Source organism: Cryptosporangium minutisporangium, from assembly GCF_039536245.1.
GTDB classification, from domain to species: domain Bacteria; phylum Actinomycetota; class Actinomycetes; order Mycobacteriales; family Cryptosporangiaceae; genus Cryptosporangium; species Cryptosporangium minutisporangium.
In genome coordinates this window covers 1-22,822 of sequence record NZ_BAAAYN010000004.1, presented here as the reverse complement: position 1 = coordinate 22,822, position 22,822 = coordinate 1, and the positions used below count along the sequence as shown (strand labels likewise).

Annotated in this window: 22 protein-coding genes; 19 read left to right on the top strand and 3 right to left on the bottom strand. The window is 70.2% G+C overall.

The features are described 5' to 3' along the window. The first annotated feature begins 31 nt into the window (after positions 1 to 31). From ABEB28_RS02895 to ABEB28_RS02880, 4 genes are all read left to right on the top strand, one after another. Entirely contained in the window at positions 32 to 2,218 is a 2,187-nt protein-coding gene (locus tag ABEB28_RS02895) for an MFS transporter (protein ID WP_345726367.1), read from the top strand. Positions 2,219 to 2,244: 26 nt separating this feature from the next. Beyond that, on the top strand, positions 2,245 to 2,784 hold the full coding sequence (locus ABEB28_RS02890) for a hypothetical protein (RefSeq protein WP_345726366.1): 540 nt from the start codon (positions 2,245 to 2,247) through the stop codon (positions 2,782 to 2,784). Positions 2,785 to 2,793: 9 nt separating this feature from the next. Beyond that, complete coding sequence (locus ABEB28_RS02885; protein ID WP_345726365.1) at positions 2,794 to 3,960, top strand: M23 family metallopeptidase; 1,167 nt, start codon at positions 2,794 to 2,796, stop codon at positions 3,958 to 3,960. Positions 3,961 to 4,046: 86 nt separating this feature from the next. Then, entirely contained in the window at positions 4,047 to 4,589 is a 543-nt protein-coding gene (locus ABEB28_RS02880; protein ID WP_345726364.1) for a hypothetical protein, read from the top strand. A 254-nt stretch (positions 4,590 to 4,843) separates the two neighbouring features. Here the strand turns inward: ABEB28_RS02880 and ABEB28_RS02875 are convergent, their stop codons facing one another. Continuing rightward, the gene (locus ABEB28_RS02875) at positions 4,844 to 5,407 is read right to left on the bottom strand and encodes a dihydrofolate reductase family protein (protein ID WP_345726363.1); all 564 of its coding nucleotides are present in this window, start codon (positions 5,405 to 5,407) and stop codon (positions 4,844 to 4,846) included. A 105-nt stretch (positions 5,408 to 5,512) separates the two neighbouring features. Further along, positions 5,513 to 5,893 carry a DUF1844 domain-containing protein gene (locus ABEB28_RS02870; protein ID WP_345726362.1) on the bottom strand — a complete coding sequence of 127 codons (381 nt, stop codon included), beginning with the start codon at positions 5,891 to 5,893 and terminating at the stop codon, positions 5,513 to 5,515. 243 nt (positions 5,894 to 6,136) lie between these two features. Here ABEB28_RS02870 and infC point away from each other — a divergent pair, with 243 nt between their 5' ends. From infC to pheT, 6 genes are all read left to right on the top strand, one after another. After that, positions 6,137 to 6,712 carry a translation initiation factor IF-3 gene (infC, locus tag ABEB28_RS02865; RefSeq protein WP_345726583.1) on the top strand — a complete coding sequence of 192 codons (576 nt, stop codon included), beginning with the start codon at positions 6,137 to 6,139 and terminating at the stop codon, positions 6,710 to 6,712. A gap of 82 nt (positions 6,713 to 6,794) precedes the next feature. After that, positions 6,795 to 6,989, top strand: coding sequence for a 50S ribosomal protein L35 (gene rpmI / locus ABEB28_RS02860; protein ID WP_035850665.1), 195 nt, complete (start codon positions 6,795 to 6,797; stop codon positions 6,987 to 6,989). 97 nt (positions 6,990 to 7,086) lie between these two features. Then, positions 7,087 to 7,476 (top strand): 50S ribosomal protein L20, encoded by a 390-nt coding sequence (rplT, locus tag ABEB28_RS02855; protein WP_345726361.1) that lies wholly within the window; start codon positions 7,087 to 7,089, stop codon positions 7,474 to 7,476. Further along, a complete protein-coding gene (locus ABEB28_RS02850; RefSeq protein WP_376981798.1) occupies positions 7,473 to 8,342 on the top strand; it encodes a TrmH family RNA methyltransferase in 870 nt (289 codons plus the stop codon). Before rplT ends, ABEB28_RS02850 begins: the two co-directional genes overlap by 4 nt. A gap of 304 nt (positions 8,343 to 8,646) precedes the next feature. Then, a complete protein-coding gene (gene pheS / locus ABEB28_RS02845) occupies positions 8,647 to 9,717 on the top strand; it encodes a phenylalanine--tRNA ligase subunit alpha (RefSeq protein WP_345726360.1) in 1,071 nt (356 codons plus the stop codon). After that, complete coding sequence (gene pheT / locus ABEB28_RS02840) at positions 9,717 to 12,212, top strand: phenylalanine--tRNA ligase subunit beta (protein WP_345726359.1); 2,496 nt, start codon at positions 9,717 to 9,719, stop codon at positions 12,210 to 12,212. Before pheS ends, pheT begins: the two co-directional genes overlap by 1 nt. Before the next feature lie 88 nt (positions 12,213 to 12,300). Here pheT and ABEB28_RS02835 read toward each other — a convergent pair whose 3' ends face one another. Next, entirely contained in the window at positions 12,301 to 12,783 is a 483-nt protein-coding gene (locus ABEB28_RS02835; protein WP_345726358.1) for a hypothetical protein, read from the bottom strand. A gap of 148 nt (positions 12,784 to 12,931) precedes the next feature. Here ABEB28_RS02835 and argC point away from each other — a divergent pair, with 148 nt between their 5' ends. Genes argC through tyrS form a run of 9 tightly spaced genes read left to right on the top strand, consistent with a single transcriptional unit; the run spans position 12,932 to position 22,197 of the window. After that, entirely contained in the window at positions 12,932 to 13,960 is a 1,029-nt protein-coding gene (argC, locus tag ABEB28_RS02830) for an N-acetyl-gamma-glutamyl-phosphate reductase (RefSeq protein WP_345726581.1), read from the top strand. Continuing rightward, positions 13,957 to 15,108, top strand: coding sequence for a bifunctional glutamate N-acetyltransferase/amino-acid acetyltransferase ArgJ (gene argJ / locus ABEB28_RS02825; protein WP_345726357.1), 1,152 nt, complete (start codon positions 13,957 to 13,959; stop codon positions 15,106 to 15,108). Before argC ends, argJ begins: the two co-directional genes overlap by 4 nt. A gap of 20 nt (positions 15,109 to 15,128) precedes the next feature. Further along, the gene (gene argB, locus ABEB28_RS02820; protein WP_345726580.1) at positions 15,129 to 16,031 is read left to right on the top strand and encodes an acetylglutamate kinase; all 903 of its coding nucleotides are present in this window, start codon (positions 15,129 to 15,131) and stop codon (positions 16,029 to 16,031) included. After that, entirely contained in the window at positions 16,028 to 17,251 is a 1,224-nt protein-coding gene (locus ABEB28_RS02815; protein WP_345726356.1) for an acetylornithine transaminase, read from the top strand. Before argB ends, ABEB28_RS02815 begins: the two co-directional genes overlap by 4 nt. Continuing rightward, positions 17,248 to 18,174 carry an ornithine carbamoyltransferase gene (gene argF, locus ABEB28_RS02810; RefSeq protein WP_345726355.1) on the top strand — a complete coding sequence of 309 codons (927 nt, stop codon included), beginning with the start codon at positions 17,248 to 17,250 and terminating at the stop codon, positions 18,172 to 18,174. Before ABEB28_RS02815 ends, argF begins: the two co-directional genes overlap by 4 nt. Before the next feature lie 49 nt (positions 18,175 to 18,223). Then, positions 18,224 to 18,847 (top strand): arginine repressor, encoded by a 624-nt coding sequence (locus ABEB28_RS02805; RefSeq protein ID WP_376981796.1) that lies wholly within the window; start codon positions 18,224 to 18,226, stop codon positions 18,845 to 18,847. Then, positions 18,844 to 20,301: an argininosuccinate lyase gene (gene argH, locus ABEB28_RS02800; protein WP_345726354.1), complete on the top strand. Its 1,458-nt coding sequence runs from the start codon at positions 18,844 to 18,846 to the stop codon at positions 20,299 to 20,301. The genes ABEB28_RS02805 and argH overlap by 4 nt, the downstream gene beginning before the upstream one ends. Beyond that, positions 20,271 to 20,906: a DNA-3-methyladenine glycosylase gene (locus tag ABEB28_RS02795; protein WP_345726353.1), complete on the top strand. Its 636-nt coding sequence runs from the start codon at positions 20,271 to 20,273 to the stop codon at positions 20,904 to 20,906. Before argH ends, ABEB28_RS02795 begins: the two co-directional genes overlap by 31 nt. After that, complete coding sequence (tyrS, locus tag ABEB28_RS02790; RefSeq protein ID WP_345726352.1) at positions 20,899 to 22,197, top strand: tyrosine--tRNA ligase; 1,299 nt, start codon at positions 20,899 to 20,901, stop codon at positions 22,195 to 22,197. The genes ABEB28_RS02795 and tyrS overlap by 8 nt, the downstream gene beginning before the upstream one ends. Positions 22,198 to 22,822: the final 625 nt, after the last annotated feature.

Genomic DNA, 22,822 nt, shown 5'->3' with positions numbered 1-22,822 from the left:
GGCCCGGCGTTCGAGGGCCTCGCGTTCGGTGGTGCCGTCTTCGTCGGCGCCGTTCTCGGCGGAACCGTCCGCCGGGAAGTTCTTCGCCGCGGATCCGTCCGCCGCGGGGTCATTGTCGGCGGGGGAGCCGGTTGGCGCCGTCGGCGTCCGCCGTGCGTCGGCGGGACGGATGGCGGCGTGGTTCTTGACGGTGATGGTGGTAGCGGTGGCGACGCTTTTCGCGTCGCCGAGCGTGCGGCCGGCCCACGCCGCCTGCGGCCCGTCGGACCCGGCGGCGTGTTTGCCGAATAGCGACGTGGTTGATTGTCTAGACCCGCCCACCCCCGCCATGCCCGACACCGGCGCCGGGAGCTTCTTCCTCACCGCGCCGAAATCAAACTCGGCAAATGAGCAAGCGGTTGAAGCATCGCTTTACGAGGACTACGGCTATGCGGCGTTGCAGTATCACACATATGATCTGGGATGCGGACCCGACGGTGCGGTAGCACCTGACGCGCTCGTCAATACGAGCGTTGCGAATATGGTGCTGGCGGTTTCGGTATTTACCGTTGGTCTGACCAATACGGTGCGGGAGCACGCATACGATCCCGGGTCCATGTGGGGTTGGACCGACGACCTTGTGGGCACCGCGAGTTCCGCCCTATATGAGCGGATATTCACCGTACTGGGCATCGTGACAGTGGTGATTGTTGGAGCTTGGCTGCTATGGAGTGCCCGACGGGGCGACCTGTCGGATGCTGCGAGCATCGCTGGCTGGGCGCTGCTGGTGATGATAATTACTACTGCTGTTGCGGCTTGGCCAATGCGCGCGGCGCATGTGGCAGATAGCGCGTTGACCGGATCGCTTGGGGCTGTGAACAGTGCCCTCCATCCTGGCGAGGATCGGCAATGCGGCGCAGTCCGCTGTCAGGACGAAAGCCCGCCGGAGCGAAAAGCGAGCGGCGTTGTCACCGATGTTGTTCTTTTCAACCAATGGCTTGCTGGTGAGCTCGGATCGGCCGACAGTGCCACGGCAAAGAAATACGGCGAAAAGCTATATTCAGCTTCCGCGTTTAGCTGGGAGGAAGCTGAGATCATTCGTTCCGACCCGAAACGTCGCGACGATTTGGTGAAGCAGAAGCAGGAGGACTGGAAAGAAACTGCTGCTGCTATCAAACAGGAAGATCCGGACGCTTACGAGTACCTAACGGGTAAGCAAGGTACTGCCCGAATTGGATCGGCTCTAACTGCCCTGGTGGCAGCGTTGGTGGTAGCGCCATTCGACTTGATGGCGTCGATTCTTATCATTATTGCCTTCCTGATTATCCGCCTCGCCGTGGCGTTCCTTCCGGCAATCGCGGTGGTCGGAATCCTCCGCCCAGCATCCGGCCCTCTACGTGGGCTATTCCGGACCGTGGTGGCAGCGATTCTGAACTGCATCATCTTCGGCGTCGGCGCAAGCGTCTACCTGCTCGCCCTCGAACTGATAACCAGCACCGCCTCGCTCGCCGGATGGCAGCAGATCCTCCTGATCTTCCTCACTGGCCTCGTCATGTGGTTACTGCTCCGTCCCTTCCGCCGGCTCACCTCCCTCGCCGGCGGCAACCCCTTCAACGACCTCGTCGGCGGTCTCGGCGCCGTGCGTCGCCGCGCGTTCGGCGACGCCCGGCAGGCGGGCCTGGTCGCCGCAGGCACCCTCGTCGGCAGCCGCGCCGCCGACGAGATGGACGAGCGGCGGAGCGACGCGCGCCCCGAGACGTGGAGCCGCGACCGCACGTTCGTGCGCACCGGGGACTCGCCGGTCGAGGCCGACACGTCCACGGCCGGTACGAGAACGGCGACCCGCGCCGGCCGGCTCGCGGACGAATCGCCGGTGGTCCTCGCGGGCGCCGTGAGCCGCCCCGAGACCAGCGGGTCCCGGGCCGGCCACGGCTCCTATCCGGGCGGCACCGGGCCGGGCACGACGGACGACGACGTCGTCACGCCGGCCGGCTCCCGCCCGCCGATGCGGGTCGCCGCGGGCCCGGCGCGTCCCGAGAACGGCGCTGGCCTGGACTACCGCGACCCGTCGTACCCGGTACGCACCGGCGGGGAGACGATCCCGGTCGAGTCCGACGAGCGCTTCGTCGTCTATCGCCCGGACAGCGGCTACCGGACCGTCGAGCCCGACATCCGCCCGGAGTCCCGCCCGTCGCCGCGGGAGAGCGCGGACGCCGCCGCGGGCAGTCGTCCTGAGTAGGCCCGGGCAGCGAGAGGAGTGCGACGATGGCGCGGCTGCCGGCGGGCATCTACCTGCGCCGGCCTGGTTACCGGATTCTGTCCGCGCTAGTGCTGGCCGTGCTCGTCGCCGGGGTCGTCCTGCTCGCGCGGCTGTTCGGCTCGGCGACCCCGGACGGGACGACCGACGCGGTCCCAGCGCCGGAGCCGTCCCGGACGGTGTCGTCCACCGAGGGCAACGACAGCGTTTACACCGGCCCGTCGCCATCCGCCGAGGTGGCGCCTTCGGCCGCGATCGAGGCTGGTGACGCGTTCGTGCGCGCTTGGCTCCAGCCGACCGACGGCCGCTCGCAGGAGCAGTGGTTCGCGGGACTGTCCCGACACGCTCTGCCCGATCTCGCGGCACAGCTGCGCGAGGTCGACCCGACGACGAACCCCGCCACATCGGTGACCGGCGAGCCCACCGCAACCGTCCTGAGCGAGACGAGCGCCCGGGTGGTGGTGCCGACCAACGCCGGCCCCGCGACCACGCTGTGCGTCCTCACCGCGGACGGCTGGCGGGTGGCGACGATCGACCTGGGGGAATGAGGCAGCCCGATGGCTCTCGACCTCCGCCCCGACGCCGCCGGCGCGCCGCCGGACACCGACGGCAGCCCGAACCGCGTCCGCAAGTTCGTCGTGGTCGGCATCGCGTTGCTGGCGGTCAGTGCGCTGCTCTGCCTGGGTTTCACCCCGATGGTGTTCAACTCGGTCGTGCAGAGCATGCGTGACTCGGCCGAGAACGCTCAGGAAGGGTGCGGCTCGCTCGGCTTCACCGTCGACGACAAGGTCAAGATCGACGGGCTCGCCGCCGATCAGCTGCAGAACGCCGCCACGATCATCGGCGTCGGTCAGAAGATGCAGGTGCCACCGCGCGGATGGGTCATCGCACTCGCCACCGCACTCCAGGAGAGCCTGCTCCACAACTACACGGTGGCCACCGACCACGACTCGGTCGGCCTGTTCCAGCAGCGTCCGAGCAGCGGCTGGGGTGACGCCCCGGTCAACGCCAACGACCGCCGGACGCCGGTCCAGCGGCTGACCGACCCGCAGTACGCGTCCGCCAAGTTCTACGAGAAGCTACTGCGGATGCCGAACTGGAACGCGCGTCGGCTGGCCGACGTTGCGCAGCAGGTCCAGATCTCGGCCTTCCCCGAGCGGTACGCCCGCTGGGAGGCGTTCGCGACGCTGCTGGTCAACCGCATCACCAAGGGCGCGGCGAACGGTGTCGTGGCGACCGCGGGAGATCCGATCCGCTGTGCGGCGCCGGGTCAGGTCACCGGAGCCGGCTGGACGGTGCCCGCGCTCGGCCAGGTGGGAAGCGGCTTCCGGACGCCGGACCGGCCCGGCCACGCCGGGGTGGACATCATCGCCCCGCGGTACGCGGTGATCCGGGCGGCGAGCGGCGGCATCGTCGTCACGTCGAAGTGCAATGCCTCCACGGGCAACTGCGACGTCGACGGCAGCCCATCGGTCAAGGGGTGCGGCTGGTACGTCGATATCGCGCACACCACCGGGCTCACCACCCGCTACTGCCACATGGTGTCGCGTCCGCTGGTCACCGTCGGCCAGACGGTCGTCGCCGGGCAGCCGCTCGGACGGATCGGTTCCTCTGGCAACTCCTCCGGTCCCCACCTGCACTTCGAGACGCGGGTGAACGGTGACGCGGTGAATCCGGTGTCGTTCATGGCGGCCCGCGGCGCCCCGCTCGGCACCCGCCAGTGAGGTAGGTTCCCGCGTCGGTGATCAGATTCTGATCGAGCTGGTCCCTTCGTGGCCCTACCGTGTTTCCACTTCGATAGGTTTCGGGGGTGGATCGGGCTCGGCTTGCCCAGTTGCTGTCGGAGGCCGGCGGGGGTGCCTTCACCGCATGTCGGGACGCGTTGCTGGCCGGCGCCCACTTCTGGGTCGCGGAGCACGGTTTTCCGGCCGCGCATGGCGCGGCACTCTATGCCCGTCGCGAGAGACTCATGGCGCGAAAAGGCGTGCCGACGTCAGGGTTCGATGCGGCGGTAACGGCGCTGCGTGCGCAGGGCGACCAACTGATCCGGATCGGCGCAGTGGATCTCGACGACCGTCCCTATCACTACCAGCTGTTCGTGCGCGACGATCTGTCCGCTGCGGTGGCGTGTCTGGGAGTCGACCTGCGGCTGGGCTTCCGGCTGCGCCAGGGTGACCAGACGCTGCTGATCTGCGATGTCGTCGGCGAGGACTCCAGCAGCTTCCGGGATGGCTGCGGGTTCGGTTCACCGACGCCGCGGGCCGGGAGTGGGACCTTGTCGACAAGACACCGATATTCGGCACAGCCAGTGAATCCCGAGCGGCAAGGCCCGATACGGCCACCGTCCGGGTGACTGTCCTGGACTCCTCCCGCAGGAGCCCACCGGCGCCGCGCCGCTGGTGCAGGTGTCCACGGCGCTGGACGGCGTGTCTGCTGCAGACGGCACCGACGTGTTCATCGTGTCCGACACGGTACTTCGCCGTCCGACCTGCTCTCCAGAACGATCGTGACGACGCTGCCGGACAGCCGAGCTGAGCGATTGACCACCGCTACCGAGAACCTGCAAGTGACGGCGGCAGGTTCTCGGTCCCGCGTCGAATCGGCCGGCTAGCGCAGCACGCGGTAGCGGAGGTAGACGACTCTCGAGCTGAGCCTGCGGGTCTCGACGGGTTCGAGATCCACCTGACGCTCGTGCTGGGGAAAGAACGGAGTGCCACCGCCGACCAGCACCGGGTAGACCCGCGCGCGGTACTCGTCGATCAGATCCAAGGCGGCCGCCTCGGCGGCGAGAGTCGCGCCGCCGATCGCGATGTCGCTTTCTCCCGGCTCGGCTCGCAATCGCTCGATCTCCTCGGCCAGGCTGCCGGAAGCCAGGCGGGCAGCGCCCTGCACCGTCGAGAGCGTGGTGGAGAACACCACCTTCGGGAGCGGCTTCCACAGCGCGGCCCACTCGAGCTTCGCGTCGTCGAGCGACGGATCCTGGTCGGCGGTCTCCCAGTACAGCATCGCCTCGTACAGTCGTCGTCCCAACAGGTAGACGCCGACTTCTCGATTCTCCTCGATCGAGAAGCGGAACACCTTCTCGTCGGGCACCGTCCAGTCGAAGCCGCCGTCCGGCCCGACGATGTAGCCGTCGAGTGAGATGGCCATCGAGTAGGTCACGCTGCGCACCAGTAGTCCTCCTCCGTGAGGGTTCGACAGCATGGCTCGCGAGAGTCCTCAGCCGATACACCAGTGAGGAACGGCGCTGCGCCGCGGAGCGTCGCCCTGGTGTTCTCAGTACACCGGGCCGGTCAGCTTCTCGCCCGGGCCCTGCCCGGGCGGGTCGGGGATGACCGACGACTCGCGGAACGCGCGCTGCAGGCTGGACAGGCCGTCGCGCAGCGGCGCGGCGTGGGCGCCGAGGTACTCGACGGAGGAGGTGACGAGGCCGGCGAGGGCCGTGATCAGGCGGCGGGCCTCGTCGAGGTCGCGGTGGGGCGAGGTGTCCGGATCGTCGGACGCGAGGCCGAGCCGCTCCGCGGCGGCGCTCATCAGCATCACGGCAGCGCGGCTGATCACCTCGACCGAGGGAATTTCGGCGAGATCGCGGACGTCGGCGTCGAGAGCGTCCTCCGCGGCGGAATGGGATTCGCTCGTTGGGTGTTGTGCGGTCATGCCTGGTACCCTGGCAGAACGACCAGCCGTCCGCGCAGCGGGTGGCAGCCAAGAGGAGCCCCGCTCCCACCCGAGCAGCCGAGAGGCGGCAGGGTCCGGTCTCCGGCGGCAGCAGCCGCCGGAGCGACGTGTTAACGCACGTCGTCGACCGGTCGAGTGGGCCCCAGCGTGCGCTGGGGCCTTTCGTGCTGTGGGGCTCCACCGGGCATGGTCACAGACTAGAAGTACGTCCGAGGAGGTCCCATCAGCGTAGAGCTGCGTGTGAACGATCAGATCCGTGCCCGCGAGGTACGTCTCGTCGGTCCGGAAGGGGAGCAGGTCGGCATCGTTCCGGTTGCCGAGGCCCTGCGCCTCGCCCAGGACACCGACTTGGATCTGGTCGAGGTCGCGCCGACCGCGCGACCGCCCGTCTGCAAGCTCATGGACTACGGCAAGTTCAAGTACGAGAGCGCGCAGAAAGCACGGGAGGCGCGGCGTAACCAGAGCCTCACCGTGATCAAGGAAATGAAGCTTCGGCCGAAGATCGACCCGCACGACTACGAGACCAAGAAGGGTCACGTCGTGCGCTTCCTCAAGGCCGGCGACAAGGTCAAGATCACGATCATGTTCCGTGGCCGTGAGCAGAGTCGTCCCGAGCTGGGTTTCCGGCTCCTGAAGCGGCTCGCCGACGAGGTGACCGAACTCGGCTTCGTCGAGTCGTCGCCCCGCCAGGACGGCCGCAACATGATCATGGTGATGGCCCCGCACCGAGCTTTGAAGACCGCCGGCCAGCGTGGCTCGGGGGAAGAGGCAGAGACAGACGCCCCCGCGGACGTCTGACGCGTAACGGGCGGCGCGGCACCCGGAGGTCGGGCGCCGCGCCCCGGTACGCCTGGAGCACGTACACGAATAAGGGAAACTGATGCCGAAGAACAAGACCCACAAGGGCACCGCCAAGCGCGTGAAGCTGACCGGTACCGGCAAGCTGCGTCGCCAGAAGGCGAACCGCCGTCACCTGCTGGAGCACAAGTCCAGCACCCGGACCCGGCGGCTGGACGGCACGACCGACTTCGCGCCGACCGAGACCAAGCGCATCAAGCGCCTGCTCGGTATCTGACTCGCCCGCAGGCTCGCAGTACTTTCCCGATGACCACTGATCGTCGCCGCCCGAAACCGGGGCCCGGACGACGACCGCAAGAAGGACAGGTGTACCCGTGGCACGCGTGAAGCGGGCGGTCAATGCCCAGAAGAAGCGCCGGACCACCCTCGAGGCCGCGAAGGGTTACCGCGGCCAGCGCTCGCGGCTCTACCGCAAGGCCAAGGAGCAGCTCCTCCACTCCGCGACCTACTCCTACCGCGACCGCAAGGCGCGCAAGGGTGACTTCCGGCAGCTGTGGATCACCCGTATCAACGCTGCGGCCCGGGCCAACGGCCTGACCTACAACCGCTTCGTTCAGGGTCTCCGCCTCGCCGAGATCGAGGTCGACCGCAAGGTCCTCGCCGACCTCGCCGTCAACGACGCCGCCGCGTTCGCGGCGCTGGTCGCCGTGGCGAAGAACGCGCTCCCCGAGGACACGTCGGCTCCGCGCGAGGACGCGGCCTGACCAGCTCCTCCGCTCGGCCCCGCTCGTCCGGGGCATCGCGACCCGAGGATCCGCCGCTCGCGAGCGGCCGGACTCCTCGGGTCGCTGCTGCGCGGCGCCTGACGCGTCGCCCCCGGCGCGACGACGAGCGTCGGTTCCTGGCCGAGGGGCCGCAGGCGGTCCGCGAGGCCCTCGCCCTGGCTCCGGACGCGCCGGGCGCACCGTCCCTGCTCTTGGGGACGCCGTCCGCGCTGGCGCGCTACGCGGAGCTGGTGGCGTCCGCGCGGGTGCCGGTGATACCGGTGGACGAGGCGGGCATGGCCGGCCTGTCCGAAACCGTGAGTCCGCAAGGGCTGGTGGCGGTGTGTTCGTTCCTCGACGTGCCGCTGTCCGTGGTCTCGGCGGCGGCGCCGCGACTGGTCGCGGTGCTCGCCGAGATCCAGGACCCCGGTAACGCCGGGACCGTGCTGCGCACCGCGGACGCGGCCGGCGCAGGCGGCGTCGTCTTCACCGACGGCAGCGTCGACCCGTACAACGGGAAGTGTGTCCGGGCGTCGGCCGGGAGCCTGTTCCATCCGCCGGTCGTGCGTGGGGCTCCCGCCGAGGCCGCGGTGGCCTCGCTGCGCGAGGCTGGTCTGCAGGTGCTCGCAGCCGATGGGTACGGCGAGGCCGATCTCGACGATTTGGCGGACGCCGGAGCGCTGGGCAAGCCGACCGCCTGGGTGTTCGGTAACGAGGCGCGCGGGTTGCCGGAGTCGCTCGCGGAGCTGGCGGATGCGCGGGTGCGGATCCCGATCCACGGGCGCGCGGAGAGCCTCAACCTGGCCGCCGCGGCGGCGGTGTGTCTCTACGCGTCCGCCCGCGCGCAGCGCCGTGCGGGGCAGTGAGCCTCTCCAGCCGGGGGTGGGCAGCACCCCGGGCACGGCCTAGCGGCAGCGCTATCGTGTCGGACCGATCCGCTAAAGTTCTGAGAATCACGACCACCCGGGTCGCGCGGTACGAGGAGGGGCGAGCGGTGCGCCACCGGCACGAGTTTCGTCAGCCCGCCGGTAGGGCCTGAATCGCTCCGACGCCGGCGGGCTGCGGCTGAGCCGCCCGACAGTAGCCCGTGGTCACTTCGCGCGCGCCTGTGCAGGCCTGTGCAGCCAGTGCCGCCGCGCGTGATCTCCTCCGAGGACGGAACCCCACCGCATGTCTGGACCCAACGACGTGTACGACCCCAAGCAGGTTGCGTTGCTGAGCGCCGATGCGCTCGCCGAAGCCACCGCGAACGCCGAGAAAGCCTTCGCTGACGCCGCCGACCTGGACGCGCTGCACTTCGCGAAGAGCACCCACCTCGGCGACCGCGCCGCGGTCTCACTGGCCCGCCGTGAGCTCGGAGCCCTCCCGCCGCAGGCGCGCGCCGACGCCGGCCGCCGGGTGAACGAGACCCGGAAGGCGATCCAGGCGACCTACGACGCCCGTGAGGCCGTGTTGGTCGCCGAGCGTGACGAGCGGGTGCTCCGCGAGGAGACCGTCGACGTGACGCTGCCGTTCGACCGGCGACCGCGCGGCGCCCGACACCCGATCGCCGCGCTGATGGATCGGGTCAGCGACCTGTTCATCGGGATGGGCTACGAGATCGCCGAGGGCCCCGAGATCGAGGCCGAGTGGCTGAACTTCGACGCGCTGAACATCGCGCCGGACCACCCGGCACGCACCATGATGGACACGTTCTTCGTCGAACCGCCCGAGGGTGGGCTGGTGTTGCGCACGCATACCTCGCCGGTGCAGGCCCGGGTCATGCTCGATCGGCGGGAACCCCCGATCTACATCGCGGCGCCCGGGCGGGTCTTCCGCACCGACGAGCTCGACGCGACGCACACCCCGGTGTTCAGCCAGGTCGAGGGCCTCGTGATCGACAAGGGCATCACGATGGCTCACCTGCGCGGCACGCTCGACCACTTCTCCCGGGCGATGTTCGGCCCGGAGGCGGTCACCCGCTGGCGTCCGTCCTATTTCCCCTTCACCGAGCCGTCGGCGGAGTTCGACGTCTGGTTCCCGCACGCCAAGGGCGGTCCGCGGTGGATCGAGTGGGGCGGCTGCGGCATGGTCAACCCGCGCGTGCTGATCGCGTGCGGCATCGACCCGGACGTCTACACCGGTTTCGCGTTCGGAATGGGCATCGAGCGTGCCCTGCAGTTCCGGCACGAGGCGACCGACATGCGGGACATGGTCGAGGGTGACGTCCGGTTCTCGACGGCTTTCGGGATGGAGATCTGATGCGCGTCGCGCTGTCTTGGCTCGGCGAGTACCTCGACCTCAGCGGCCGCACCGTCGAGGAGATCGACACCGCGTTCGTCCGCGCCGGTCTCGAGGTGGAGGCCGTGCACCGGCCGGGCGAAGGGCTGTCCGGTCCGCTGGTGATCGGCCGGGTGCTGAGCGCCGAGGAACTGACCGGCTTCAAGAAGCCGATCTGGTACTGCCGGGTCGACGTCGGTCCCGAACTCAACGGCGACGAGGGGAGCCGCGGCATCGTCTGCGGTGCGCCCAACGTGGCCACCGCTGAGTACGTCGCTGCGGCGCTGCCCGGCGCGGTGCTGCCGGGCGATTTCGCGATCGCCGCCCGGAAGGCCTACGGGCACGTCTCCGACGGGATGATCTGCTCCGGCCGTGAGCTCGGCATCAGTGACGACCACAGTGGAATCCTCGCGTTCTCGGCCGCCGAGCTCCCCACCGATGTGGGCCCCGGCAGCGACGCGATGCCGCTGCTCGGGCTCGACGACGTGGTCTTCGAGCTGGCGATCACCCCGGACCGGGGTTACTGCTTCTCGGTGCGCGGGCTGGCGCGGGAACTCGGCCACTCGCTGGACGTACCGTTCCGCGACCCGGCGTCGCTGGTCACTGTGTCGGCCGTCACCGACGAGCCGCCGTATCCGGTCGTCGTGGAGGACACGGTCGGCTGTGACCGGTTCTACGCCCGCGCGGTGCGCGGCTTGAACCCGGCGGCGCCCTCGCCGCTGTGGATGAAGCGGCGGCTGCAGGCCGCCGGTGTCCGCTCGATCTCGCTCGCGGTCGACGTCACGAACTATCTGATGCTCGAGCTGGGCCAGCCGATGCACGCGTTCGACCGGGCGCGGCTCACCGGCCCGATCGTCGTTCGGCGTGCCCGGCCCGGCGAGCGGGTCACCACCCTGGACGGAGCCGACCGGGCCGTCGACCCGGAAGACCTGCTGATCACCGACGACACCGGCCCGATCGGGCTGGCCGCGGTCATGGGTGGCGCCACCACCGAGATCAACGACGACACCACGGACGTCCTGATCGAAGCGGCCCACTGGGACCCCGTCTCGGTCGCCCGCACCGCCCGCCGGCACAAACTGCCGAGCGAGGCGTCGAAGCGGTTCGAGCGCGGTGTCGACCCGGAGATGACCGCGGTCGCGGCCGAGGCGGCCGTGCGGCTGCTCGTGGAGTACGGCGGCGCGGTGGCGGATCCGAACGTCCTCGACCTGGACGCCCGGGTCGCGACCGAGCCGATCCGGCTGCCGGTCGGCCTGGCGTCGCGGGTCATCGGCGTCGAGTACTCGCGGAACACGGTCGAGAAGCGGCTGCGTGACGTCGGCTGCACGGTGACCAGCGCCGAGGAGGACGAACTCTGGGTGCTGCCGTCGAGCTGGCGTCCCGACCTCACCGATCCGATCGACCTGGTGGAGGAGGTCGCGCGGCTCGAGGGGTACGACACCATCCCGTCGGTGCTGCCGCCCACGCCGTCCAGCTCTGGCCTCACCGACGACCAGCGCCGTCGGCGGTCGGTCGCGCGGGCGCTGGCCGAGGCCGGTTTCGTCGAGGTGCTCAGCTACCCGTTCGTCTCGCCCACGGTGCACGACGCGTTCGGGCTGGACGCCGACGATCCGCGCCGAAACGCGGCCCGGCTGGCGAACCCCCTGTCGGACACCGAGCCGGAGATGCGCACCAGCTTGCTGCCCGGCTTGCTCAAGGCCGTTCAGCGCAACATCGGCCGCGGCCAGCGGGACGTGTCGCTGTTCGAGCTGGGCCTGGTCTTCCAGCCACAGCGCGGGGCGGCTCCGGCGCCGAGGCTCGGCGTCGACCGGCGGCCGACCGACGAGGAGCTCAAGGCGCTGTTCGCGGCCGTGCCCGCGCAGCCGCGGCACGTGGCCGTGGTGCTGGCCGGTGATCGGGACCCCGCCGGATGGTGGGGTCCCGGGCGCGCCGCGGGCTGGGCCGACGCGGTCGAGGCGGCGCGGGTCGTCGCCGCGGCGGCCGGAGTGTCGCTGGACGTGCGGCGCGGAGAGCTGGCGCCGTGGCACCCGGGGCGGTGCGCTGCGCTAGTGGTCGAGGGCCGAGTGGTCGGGCACGCGGGCGAGTTGCACCCGCGCGTCGTCGCGGCGCTCGAGCTGCCTGCCCGCACGGCGGCGATGGAGCTCGATCTGGACGCGTTCCCGGCGGCAGTGGTGCCGACCGCGCCGGTGATCGCGCCGTTCCCTCCGGCGCTGTTGGACGTCGCACTCGTCGTCGGCGAGTCGGTACCGTCGGCGGAGGTGCAGCAGGCACTCGCCGAGGGTGCGGGGCCGCTGCTGGAGTCGTTGCGGTTGTTCGACGTTTATACCGGGGCGCAGGTGGGCGAAGGCCGCAAGTCGCTCGCATTCGCGCTGACGTTCCGGGCGCCCGATCGAACGCTAACCGTCGAAGAAGCCACCACCGCCCGCGACGCCGCTATAGCTGTAGCGGAGGCGCGATTGAGCGCCCGGCTTCGGTAGTAGCGTAGGGAAATTTATACCCAGGTAGCACTCCCGCTTTGGTCGCCGTTGACAGAGCGGGAGTATCTGTGTTCGATCCGGCGGTAGGTCACAATCCGAGCGTGCCCACATCACAAACACGCCATCCGCGTTCTTCAACTGATTTCATAGTCGTCAGGCGTTGAATCTTGTAACGTCGTCCGTCGCGTGATGTAGTCATGGTGTATTCAATCTTACTGGCGTTGTCGGATTCAACTATCGACGGCCGCTCCCAGGTTATTCCTTGGAGCTCAAATCCACTATCTTTGAGACTTTCGTTAAAGCCCGTCAATAGCTTGTCCGCGGAAGCGCGGTCTTCGCTGCAAAGGCTATTCTCAAAACGGTCGAGGTCATTGTATTTGAGCCCTTGAAAAAATTCGGTTACCGCTGCATCGGGGGAGTCGGCTCCGGTCTTCCATGCTTGCCATGCGAAGTAGGCGGCTCCGCCGCAACACGGCACTGAAAGAACCAGGCAGAAGGTCAACAGAACAATAATGGCGACTTTGCGCTTAGGTCGTGAGTGCTGATTGCCCGGTGGAGGATGTGCGGTCATGGGGCACCTCGACTATGGATCGACCGCGAAGGGGTCGAGCACAGAGTACATAGTGGCGGCTTCATCGCACCCCGTGACCGCGATCGCGGTTGCATAGGAATCCGACGACGTGCATACTCATACGTAGATGCAACGATCGGAGGGCGTGGTGGGTGTGCGGGCGGCGGTAGCTGGTGCCAGCGGATACGCAGGTGGAGAACTCCTCCGCCTCCTCCTCTCCCACCCCCACATCGAACTCGGCGCCCTGACCGCCGCCTCCAGCGCCGGCACCACCGTCGGCGAACACCACCCCCACCTCGCCCCCCTCGCCGACGTCGTGCTCAGCCCCACGACCCTCGAGGTCCTCCAAGGCCACGACGTCGTCTTCCTCGCGCTGCCGCACGGCCACTCCGGCGAGATCGCCAACGCTCTTCCCGCCGAAACCGTCGTCATCGACTGCGGCGCCGACTTCCGCCTCTCCGACCCGGTCGCCTGGAAGCGCTGGTACCAATCCGACCACGCCGGCACCTGGCCCTACGGCCTCCCCGAGCTGCCCAACGCGCGCGACAACCTCCGCGAGGCCAAGCGGATCGCCGTCCCGGGCTGCTACCCGACCGCTGCCAGCCTGGCGCTCGCCCCGGCCTACGCGGCCGGCCTGGCGATGCCGGACGCCACGGTGGTGGCGGCCTCCGGTGCCTCCGGGGCGGGTAAGTCCCTCAAGCCGCACCTGCTCGGCGCCGAGGTGATGGGTTCGCTGTCGGCCTACGGCGTCGGCGGCACCCACCGCCACACGCCGGAGATCGTGCAGAACCTCAGCGCCGCCGCGGGTGAGCCGGTCACGGTCTCGTTCACCCCGGTCCTGGCGCCGCTGCCGCGCGGCATCCTCGCCACCTGTACGGCTCCGGCCAGGCCGGGGGTCACAGCGGAACAACTCAAAGACACCTACGAGAAGGCCTACGCCGACGAGCCCTTCGTGAGCCTGCTGCCCGAAGGTCGCTGGCCCACCACGGCGGCGACCCTCGGCGCGAACACCGCCCAGATCCAGGTGGCTCTGGACGAGGACGCCAACCGGATCGTCGTCATCGCCGCGATCGACAACCTGACCAAGGGCACCGCGGGCGCCGCGGTGCAGTGTCTCAACCTGGCCCTCGGACTGCCCGAGACCACCGGCCTGCCGATGACGGGAGTAGCACCGTGAGCGTCACCAGCGCGAAGGGATTCCAGGCCGGCGGTGTCGCGGCCGGTCTGAAGCCGAGCGGCGACCCGGACGTGGCGCTCATCCGCAACACAGGTCCGCTCGACGCGGCCGCAGGCGTCTTCACGACCAACCGGATCAAGGCCGCGCCGGTGCTCTGGAGCCAGCAGGTCCTGAAGGCCGGCCGCCTCACCGCGGTCGTGCTCAACTCCGGCGGCGCCAACGCCTGCACCGGCCCCCAGGGATTTCAGGACACGCATGCCACCGCGGAGCGCGTCGCCGAGCGGCTCGGCTGTGGGGCCGCCGACGTTGCGGTGTGCTCCACCGGCGTGATCGGTCAGCGTCTGCCGATGGACGCGCTGCTGCCCGGCGTCGACAACGTTGTTGAAAGCCTGAGCGACGACGGCGGCGAGGCCGCAGCCAAGGCCATCATGACCACCGACACGCACCCGAAGACCACCACGGTCCAGGGGGCCGGGTTCGTCGTCGGCGGGATGGCGAAGGGCGCCGGCATGCTCGCGCCGGCACTGGCCACGATGCTCTGCGTCCTCACCACCGACGCGGTGGCGGACACCGACACCCTGGACGCCGCGGTGCGGGCCGCCACCGCGCGCACGTTCGACCGCATCGACTCCGACGGCTGCTTGTCCACGAACGACACGGTCCTGCTGCTGGCGTCCGGCGCGTCGGGCACTCGCCCCAGCGCCGAGGAGCTCGAAGCCGCGGTCACCCAAGCCTGTCAGGACCTCGCCCGTCAGCTCATCGGTGACGCCGAAGGTGCCTCCAAGGAGATCGCGATCCGGATCACCGGCGCGGCGTCCGAACAGGAGGCGGTCACGGTCGCGCGGTCGATCGCCCGGAACAACCTGCTGATGTGCGCGCTGTTCGGCAACGACGCGTACTGGGGCCGGGTGCTGGCCGCGGTCGGTACCACCGACGCCACCTTCGACCCCGACCAGCTCGACGTCTCGTTCAACGGCGTGCGGGTCTGCAAGAACAGTGCCGCGGACCCGGACGCACCCGAGGTGGACATCTCCGGTCGCGACCTGGAGCTCGGCGTCGACCTGCACGCCGGGAACGCGGAGGCCACCGTGTACACGAACGACCTCACGTTGGCCTACGTCCACGAGAACTCGGCATACACCTCGTGAGCTCGACGACCCACGATCAGATGCTCTCCGCACGCGACATCGAGGCCGCGCAGCGCAAGGCGAGGGTCCTCATCGAGGCGTTGCCGTGGCTCAAGCGGTTCAACGGGGCGGTCGTCGTCGTCAAGTACGGCGGTCATGCCATGACCGACGACGCCCTCAAGCGGGCGTTCGCGGCCGACATGGTGTTCCTGCGGTACGCCGGTGCCCGCCCCGTCGTGGTCCACGGTGGCGGGCCGCAGATCTCGTCGATGCTCGGCCGGTTGGGGATCGACAGCGAGTTCCGCGGCGGCTTCCGCGTCACCACGCCGGAGACGATGGACGTCGTCCGGATGGTGCTCGTCGGGCAGGTCGGCCGGGAGCTCGTCGGCCTGATCAACGAACACGGGCCGTTCGCGGTCGGCATGTCCGGCGAGGACGCCCATCTCCTCACCGCCACCCGGCGGTCGGCGACCGTGGACGGCGAGGAAGTGGACGTCGGCCTCGTCGGTGACGTGGCCACCGTCAACCCCGCCGCGGTGTGGGACCTGATCGAGTCCGGACGGATTCCGGTCATCTCCACCGTGGCGCCGGACGCCGACGGCCAGGTGCACAACCTCAACGCCGACACCGCCGCCTCCGCGATCGCGGTGGCGCTCGGCGCGCAGAAGCTCGTGGTCCTCACCGACGTCGAGGGCCTCTACACGCGCTGGCCCGACCACGACTCACTGGTCAGCCAGATCGGCACCGAAGAGCTGGAGAAGCTGCTGCCGTCGCTGTCGGCGGGCATGATCCCGAAGATGGAGGCGTGCCTGCGGGCGGTTCGCGGCGGTGTGCCCCAGGCGACCGTGATCGACGGCCGGGTGGCCCACTCCCTGCTCCTGGAGATCTTCACCGAGGAAGGATTCGGCACGATGGTCGTTCCCAGCCCGGAGGCGGCCTCATGACCGGCCCGCAGACTGCACCCGCGGCTCCGCCCGCGACCGGTCAGGGCATCTCCGCCCGCTGGCGCGCCGCGCTGATGGACAACTACGGCACCCCGTCGACCGCCCTGGTCAAGGGAGAGGGCGCGACGGTCTGGGACGACCAGGGTCGCGAGTACGTCGACCTCTACGCCGGAATTGCGGTCAACGTCCTCGGCCACGCGCACCCGGCGATCGTCGAGGCGGTCTCCGCGCAGGTCGCGACGCTGGGCCACGTCTCCAACCTGTTCGCCTCCGTCCCGGCCGTGACGTTGGCCGAGCGCCTGCTCTCGCTGGCCGGTCGCGACGGGCGCGTCTACTTCTGCAACTCGGGCGCGGAGGCCAACGAGGCCGCGTTCAAGCTGTCCCGCCGGACCGGCAAGCACCACGTGGTCGCCGCGCAGGGTGGGTTCCACGGCCGGACGATGGGTGCGCTCGCGCTCACCGGCCAGCCGACCAAGCGCGACCCGTTCCTGCCGCTGCCCGGCGACGTCACACACGTCCCGTACGGCGATGTCGACGCACTGGCGAACGCCGTCACCGACGAGACCGCGATGGTGATCCTCGAGCCGACGCTCGGCGAGGCAGGCGTGATCCCGTCCCCGCCTGGCTACCTGCAGAAAGCCCGTGAGATCACGAGCGCACACCAGGCGCTGCTCGTCCTCGACGAGGTGCAGACCGGCATCGGCCGCACCGGATACTGGTTCGCCCACCAGGCCGACGGCGTCCAGCCGGACGTCGTGACGCTCGCCAAGGGCCTCGGCGGCGGCCTGCCGCTCGGCGCGTGCATCGCGTTCGGCGAGGCGGCGGAGCTGCTCGGCCCGGGCAGCCACGGCTCGACGTTCGGCGGCAACCCGGTCTGCTGCGCGGCCGCGCTGGCGGTGCTCGACACGATCGTCGCCGACGACCTGCTCGCCCGCGCCAAGCATCTGGGGGAGCGGCTGCGCGCCGGCATCGAGAACCTCGAAGACGTCGCCGAGGTCCGGGGGAGCGGCGCGCTGCTCGGCGTCGTCCTCACCGATCCGGTGGCGAAGAGCGCCGAGGCGGCGCTCGCCGAGGCGGGTTTCCTGGTCAACGCGGTGGCTCCCGGCGTGCTGCGGCTCGCCCCGCCGTTGGTCCTCACCGACCAGCAGGCCGACGCTTTCCTCGCGGCCCTCCCCGCCGCACTCGCCGCCGCAACGACTTCAGAAAAGAGACCGCGGTGACCCGCCACTTCCTCGCCGACGACGACCTCACCACCGACGAGCAGAGCGCCGTCCTCTCGCTCGCCCTCCGGATGAAGGCCGACCGGCACGCCTTCACCCCGCTGGCCGGCCCGAAGAGCGTCGCCCTGCTGTTCGACAAGCCGTCCACCCGCACCCGGGTGTCGTTCGCGGTCGGCGTCGCCGAGCTCGGCGGTTACCCCCTGCTCCTGGACGCCGGGAGCAGCCAGCTCGGCCGCGGCGAGACGATCGAGGACACCACCCGGGTGCTCGACCGGCAGTGCGCCGCGATCGTCTGGCGGACGTTCGGCCAGGACCGCGTCGACGCGATGGCCGCGGTGAGCGCCGTGCCGGTCGTCAACGCGCTCACCGACCTGTTCCACCCGTGCCAGATCCTCGCCGACCTGCTGACGGTCCGCGAACGGTTCGGCACGGTGGCCGGCCGCACGCTCACCTACTTCGGCGACGCCGCGAACAACATGGCGCACTCGTACCTGGTCGGCGGGGCGGTCGCCGGGCTGCACGTCCGGGTCGCCGGCCCGGAAGGCGCCCTCCCCGACCCGGTGATCGTCGAGCGCGCCCGAAGGATCGCCGAGACCACCGGCGGGTCGGTGACGATCACCGACGACCCGAAGGCGGCCGCCGACGGCGCCGACGTCCTGGCGACCGACACCTGGGTGTCGATGGGGCAGGAATCCGCGAGCAGCGCGGAGCGGCTGGCCGCGCTCGCGCCCTATCGGGTCGACGCCGCCGCGGTCGCGCTGGCGTCGAGCGACGCGATCGTCCTGCACTGTCTTCCGGCGTACCGGGGCAACGAGATCAGCGCCGACGTCCTGGACGGCCCGCGTTCGGCGGTGTGGGATCAGGCGGAGAACCGGCTGCACGCCCAGAAGGCGCTGCTCACCTGGCTCCTCGAGCAACCCTGATCGATATGCTCGCCCGATCGATGCCGAGAAAGCCGATGAGCAACCGACGATGAGCAACCCGGTGACCAAGGCGGCCCGCCACGCGCGGATCAGCGAACTGGTCCGTTCCACGCCGATACCGTCGCAGACCGTGCTGGCCAGGCTGCTGGCCGACGAGGGCATGGCCGTCACGCAGGCCACGCTCTCGCGCGATCTGGAGGAACTCGGCGCGGTCAAGCTGCGGGGCGCGGACGGGTCACCGGCCTCCTACGTGTTGCCGGAGGAGGGCGCGGCCCCGATGCGGCCGTCGGTCGGGCCGCCGGACCTGCTCGTGCGGCGCCTCCAGGAGCTGCTGACCGGCGCGGAGGCCAGCGGCAACCTGGTGGTGCTCCGGACGCCACCTGGCGCCGCGCAGTTCCTCGCCTCGGGTCTCGACCGCTCTGGCCTGCCGGACATCATCGGCACGATCGCCGGTGACGACACGATCCTCGTCATCACCCGCGATCCAGCCGGTGGCCAGGCGTTCGCCGACAAGGTGCTCGACTGGGCCCACCAACGCGGCCCCACCCCGGGGGCCCCGACGTCACCGGCGCCCCCGCCGTCGCCGAACGGCGACACCACCCCGGCCACCCCACCCGCGACGCCCGATCTCGTATCGTCGCCTGACTCGACTTTCTCCAAGGAACCTTCGTGACCCATCCCAGTGAGCTCCCCGCGACGACCGGCACCGCCGAGACCACCCGTCTGTGGGGTGGCCGGTTCTCCGGCGGCCCCGCCGAGGCCCTCGCGCGCCTGAGCGTCAGCGTCCACTTCGACTGGCGTCTGGCGCCCTACGACCTCGCCGGGTCCCGCGCCCACGCCCGGGTCCTGCACCGCGCGGGTCTGCTCGACGCGACCGAGCTCGACAAGATGCTGCACGCCCTGGACGACCTCGAGCAGGCCTGCGCCGACGGCCGGTTCACCCCGACCATCGACGACGAGGACGTGCACACCGCCCTCGAACGCGGCCTCCTCGAACGGCTCGGCGCGCTCGGCGGCAAGCTGCGCGCCGGTCGCAGCCGCAACGACCAGGTCGCCACCGACCTCCGCCTGTACCTGCGCGACCACGCGCGCGGTGTGGCCAAGAGCCTCGTCGACCTGGCCCAGGCCCTCACCGACCAGGCCGAGACGCATCTGGGTGTGCCGGCGCCGGGCATGACCCACCTCCAGCACGCCCAGCCGATCCTGTTCAGCCACCAGCTGCTGGCGCACGTGCAGTCGCTGCTCCGCGACCTCGACCGGCTCTCCGACTGGGACAAGCGCGCCGCGATCAGCCCGCTGGGTGCCGGTGCGCTGGCCGGCAGCTCCCTCCCGCTCGACCCGGAGGCCGTCGCCGCCGAGCTGGGATTCACCAACGCCGCCGCGAACTCGATCGACGCGGTGAGCGACCGGGACTTCGCCGCGGAGTTCCTGTTCGTCGCGGCGCTGATCGGCGTCCACCTCTCCCGGCTGGGCGAGGAGTTCGTGCTGTGGACGTCGCAGGAGTTCGGTTGGGTCACGCTGGACGACGCCTACGCGACCGGCAGCTCGATCATGCCGCAGAAGAAGAACCCGGACATCGCCGAGCTGTCCCGCGGTAAGTCCGGCCGCCTGATCGGCCACCTGAGCGGCTTGCTCGCCACGCTCAAGGCGCTGCCGCTCGCCTACGACCGGGATCTGCAGGAGGACAAGGAGCCGGTCTTCGACGCGGTCGAGACCCTCGGCCTGTTGCTCCCGGCGCTGACCGGCATGGTCAGCACGATGCGGGTCCACACGGACGTGCTCGAGGCGTCCACGCCCACCGGCTACGCGCTCGCCACCGACGTCGCCGAGTGGCTGGTCCGCAAGGGCGTCGCGTTCCGCGACGCGCACGAGATCGTCGGCGCGCTGGTCGCTCGCTGCGCGAAGCGGGGCTGCGAGCTCGACGACCTCACCGACGACGACCTCGCCGAGGTCAGCCCGCACCTCGACCCTTCGGTCCGGAGCGTCCTGTCCGTCGACGGTGCCCTGCGCGCACGCACCACGCCGGGCTCGACCGGCCCGGACGCGGTCGCGGCACAGCTGAAGCAGGTCACGACGACGATCGAGAAGCACCGGGTATGGGCCACCGAGCACGTGGTGCCCCGCTGAACCTCGACGACATCCTGGCCGGACCGCCCGAGGAAGCCGCACCCGCGCTCCTCGGGCGGTGCGTCACCGCGCACGGCGTCACGGTCCGGCTGACCGAGGTCGAGGCGTACGCCGGCACCGCGGGTGACCCGGCGTCCCACGCCTACCGCGGCCGCACGCCGAGGAACGCGTCGATGTTCGCGGGCCCCGGCACGCTCTACGTCTACTTCAGCTACGGCATGCACTGGTGCGTCAACATCACGTGCGGTCCGGTCGGCGAGGCGTCCGCCGTGCTTCTGCGCGCCGGACGCGTCATCGAAGGGCTCGACGAAGCGAGAAGGGGCCGCACCGTGCCCGACCGCGACCTCGCCCGCGGCCCCGCCCGCCTCGCGAAGGCCCTCGGCCTCGACCGCACCGCCGACGGCACCAACCTCCTCGACGGTCGCGGCCCGCTGACCATCGCCGGCCCGCCGACCACCGAACCGATCCGCTCCGGCCCCCGCACCGGTGTGTCCAAAGGCGCCGACCGGCCCTGGCGGTTCTGGATAGACGGGGACCCGACAGTGAGCCCGTACCGGCGTTCCCCCCGGGCCGCAGCCGTGGGGGATGATGCTCTGCGTGAGTGACTTCCTCGACGAACTTCGCTGGCGTGGCCTGATCGCCCAGACCACCGACGAACAGGCCCTGAGCACCGCCCTCGACAACGCCCCGCTCACGGTCTACGCCGGGTTCGACCCGACCGCGGCGAGCCTGCACGCCGGCCACCTCGTCCCGCTGCTCACGCTGCGCCGTTTCCAGCAGGCCGGCCACCGGCCGATCGTCCTCGCCGGCGGCGCCACCGGCCTGATCGGCGACCCCAGCGGCCGCTCCTCCGAGCGTGTGCTCAACACGCCGGAGCGGGTCCGCGAGCTGGTCGAGGCGCTCCGTCCGCAGCTGGCCAAGTTCGTCGACTTCGAAGACTCGACCACCGCCGACGGCCGCGTCACCCACGCCGCTGTGCTCGCGAACAACCTGGACTGGACCGCCTCGATCTCCGCGCTCGACTTCCTGCGCGACGTCGGCAAGCACTTCCCGGTCACGCAGATGCTCGCGCGCGAGTCGGTCGCCGCCCGTATCTCCTCCGGCGGCCTGAGCTACACCGAGTTCAGCTACCAGCTGCTGCAGGCCAACGACTTCCTCCAGCTCTACCGCGACCAGGGCTGCCGCCTCCAGATCGGCGGCAACGACCAGTGGGGCAACATCACCGCGGGCCTCGACTACATCCGCCGGGTCACCGCGAACGAGGGTGGCCAGGCGCACGCGCTGACCCTCCCGCTCCTCACCAACGCCAACGGCGAGAAGTTCGGCAAGAGCACCGGCGGCGGCTCGGTGTGGCTCGACCCGAACCTCACCAGCCCCTACGCCTGGTTCCAGTTCTGGTTCAACACCGACGACCGGGACGTCGTCGGTCGCCTCAAGACGTTCACGTTCCTCGACCGCAAGGAGATCGAGGAGCTCGAAACGCAGGTCGCCGAACGGCCGGCGGCCCGGCTGGCGCAGCGCCGCCTCGCCGAGGAGATGACCACGCTCGTCCACGGCGCGGAGGAGACGTCCGCGGTGCTCGCGGCCAGCCAGGCCCTCTTCGGGCGCGGCGAGCTGCGTGAGCTCCCCGCGGAGACCCTCCGCGCCGCGCTCACCGAGGCCGGACTGCACCAGGTCAGCGGCGAGCTGCCCTCCGCGGCCGCGTTGCTGCAGACCGCCGGTCTCGCCGGCAGCCTCTCCGAGGCCCGCCGGACGGTCCGCGAGGGCGGCGCCTACGTCAACAACGTCAAGGTCACCGACGCCGAGGCGCCTCCCGCCCGGGAAGACCTGCTCCACGGCCGGTGGTTGGTGCTCCGCCGCGGCAAGCGCACCGTCTCCGGTATCGAGGTCCTTTAGATCTACGCGTGCCGGGCGCGCGCCGGTCGCTTCCGCGTCCGGCGCGGCCGGTGGCGGACCGCGTGACGTGCGGTTCCTCCGTCGTGGCGCGGGAGGGGTCCTCACTCCGGTCACTACTCGCCGCACCAGGCCCCCTCGCGCCTTCGGCGGAAGTGTGGCCACCGCCACGTCCGCACGGGTTTGCGGATGGCCGACGAGACGCGTAGATTTCATCAGGCCCGCAGGGGAGACGGACACCAGCCGGAGGCGCAAGCGCCGGAGTGGACGGCCCGCGGGAAAGCAGAGGGACTGACCGGCAGCCATGTGGTTGTGGCTGGCGGGCGGTGACGCTGCGCCGGGCGAGGCGGGGTCGATTTGGCACCCGCGGGATCGACCGGATACGCTGGAAAGCCCGAACGAACAACGCCTGAACGGCGTGGTTTCGCGACGGTGCAGGGCCCGGCCGGATAAGCAGCGCCAAGTTGGCACTGAGAATCCGACCCGGTAAGCTGGAAAACGCGAAACGGCGAGCAGAAATCGTCTCCGAAAGAGGCGAAGAAGCGAACCCGAATTGTACTTTCCGGCGCCCGATCGGAAAGCAGCGCGAATTTGGCACTGCACAGCGGATCGGGTAGGCTTGAAAACG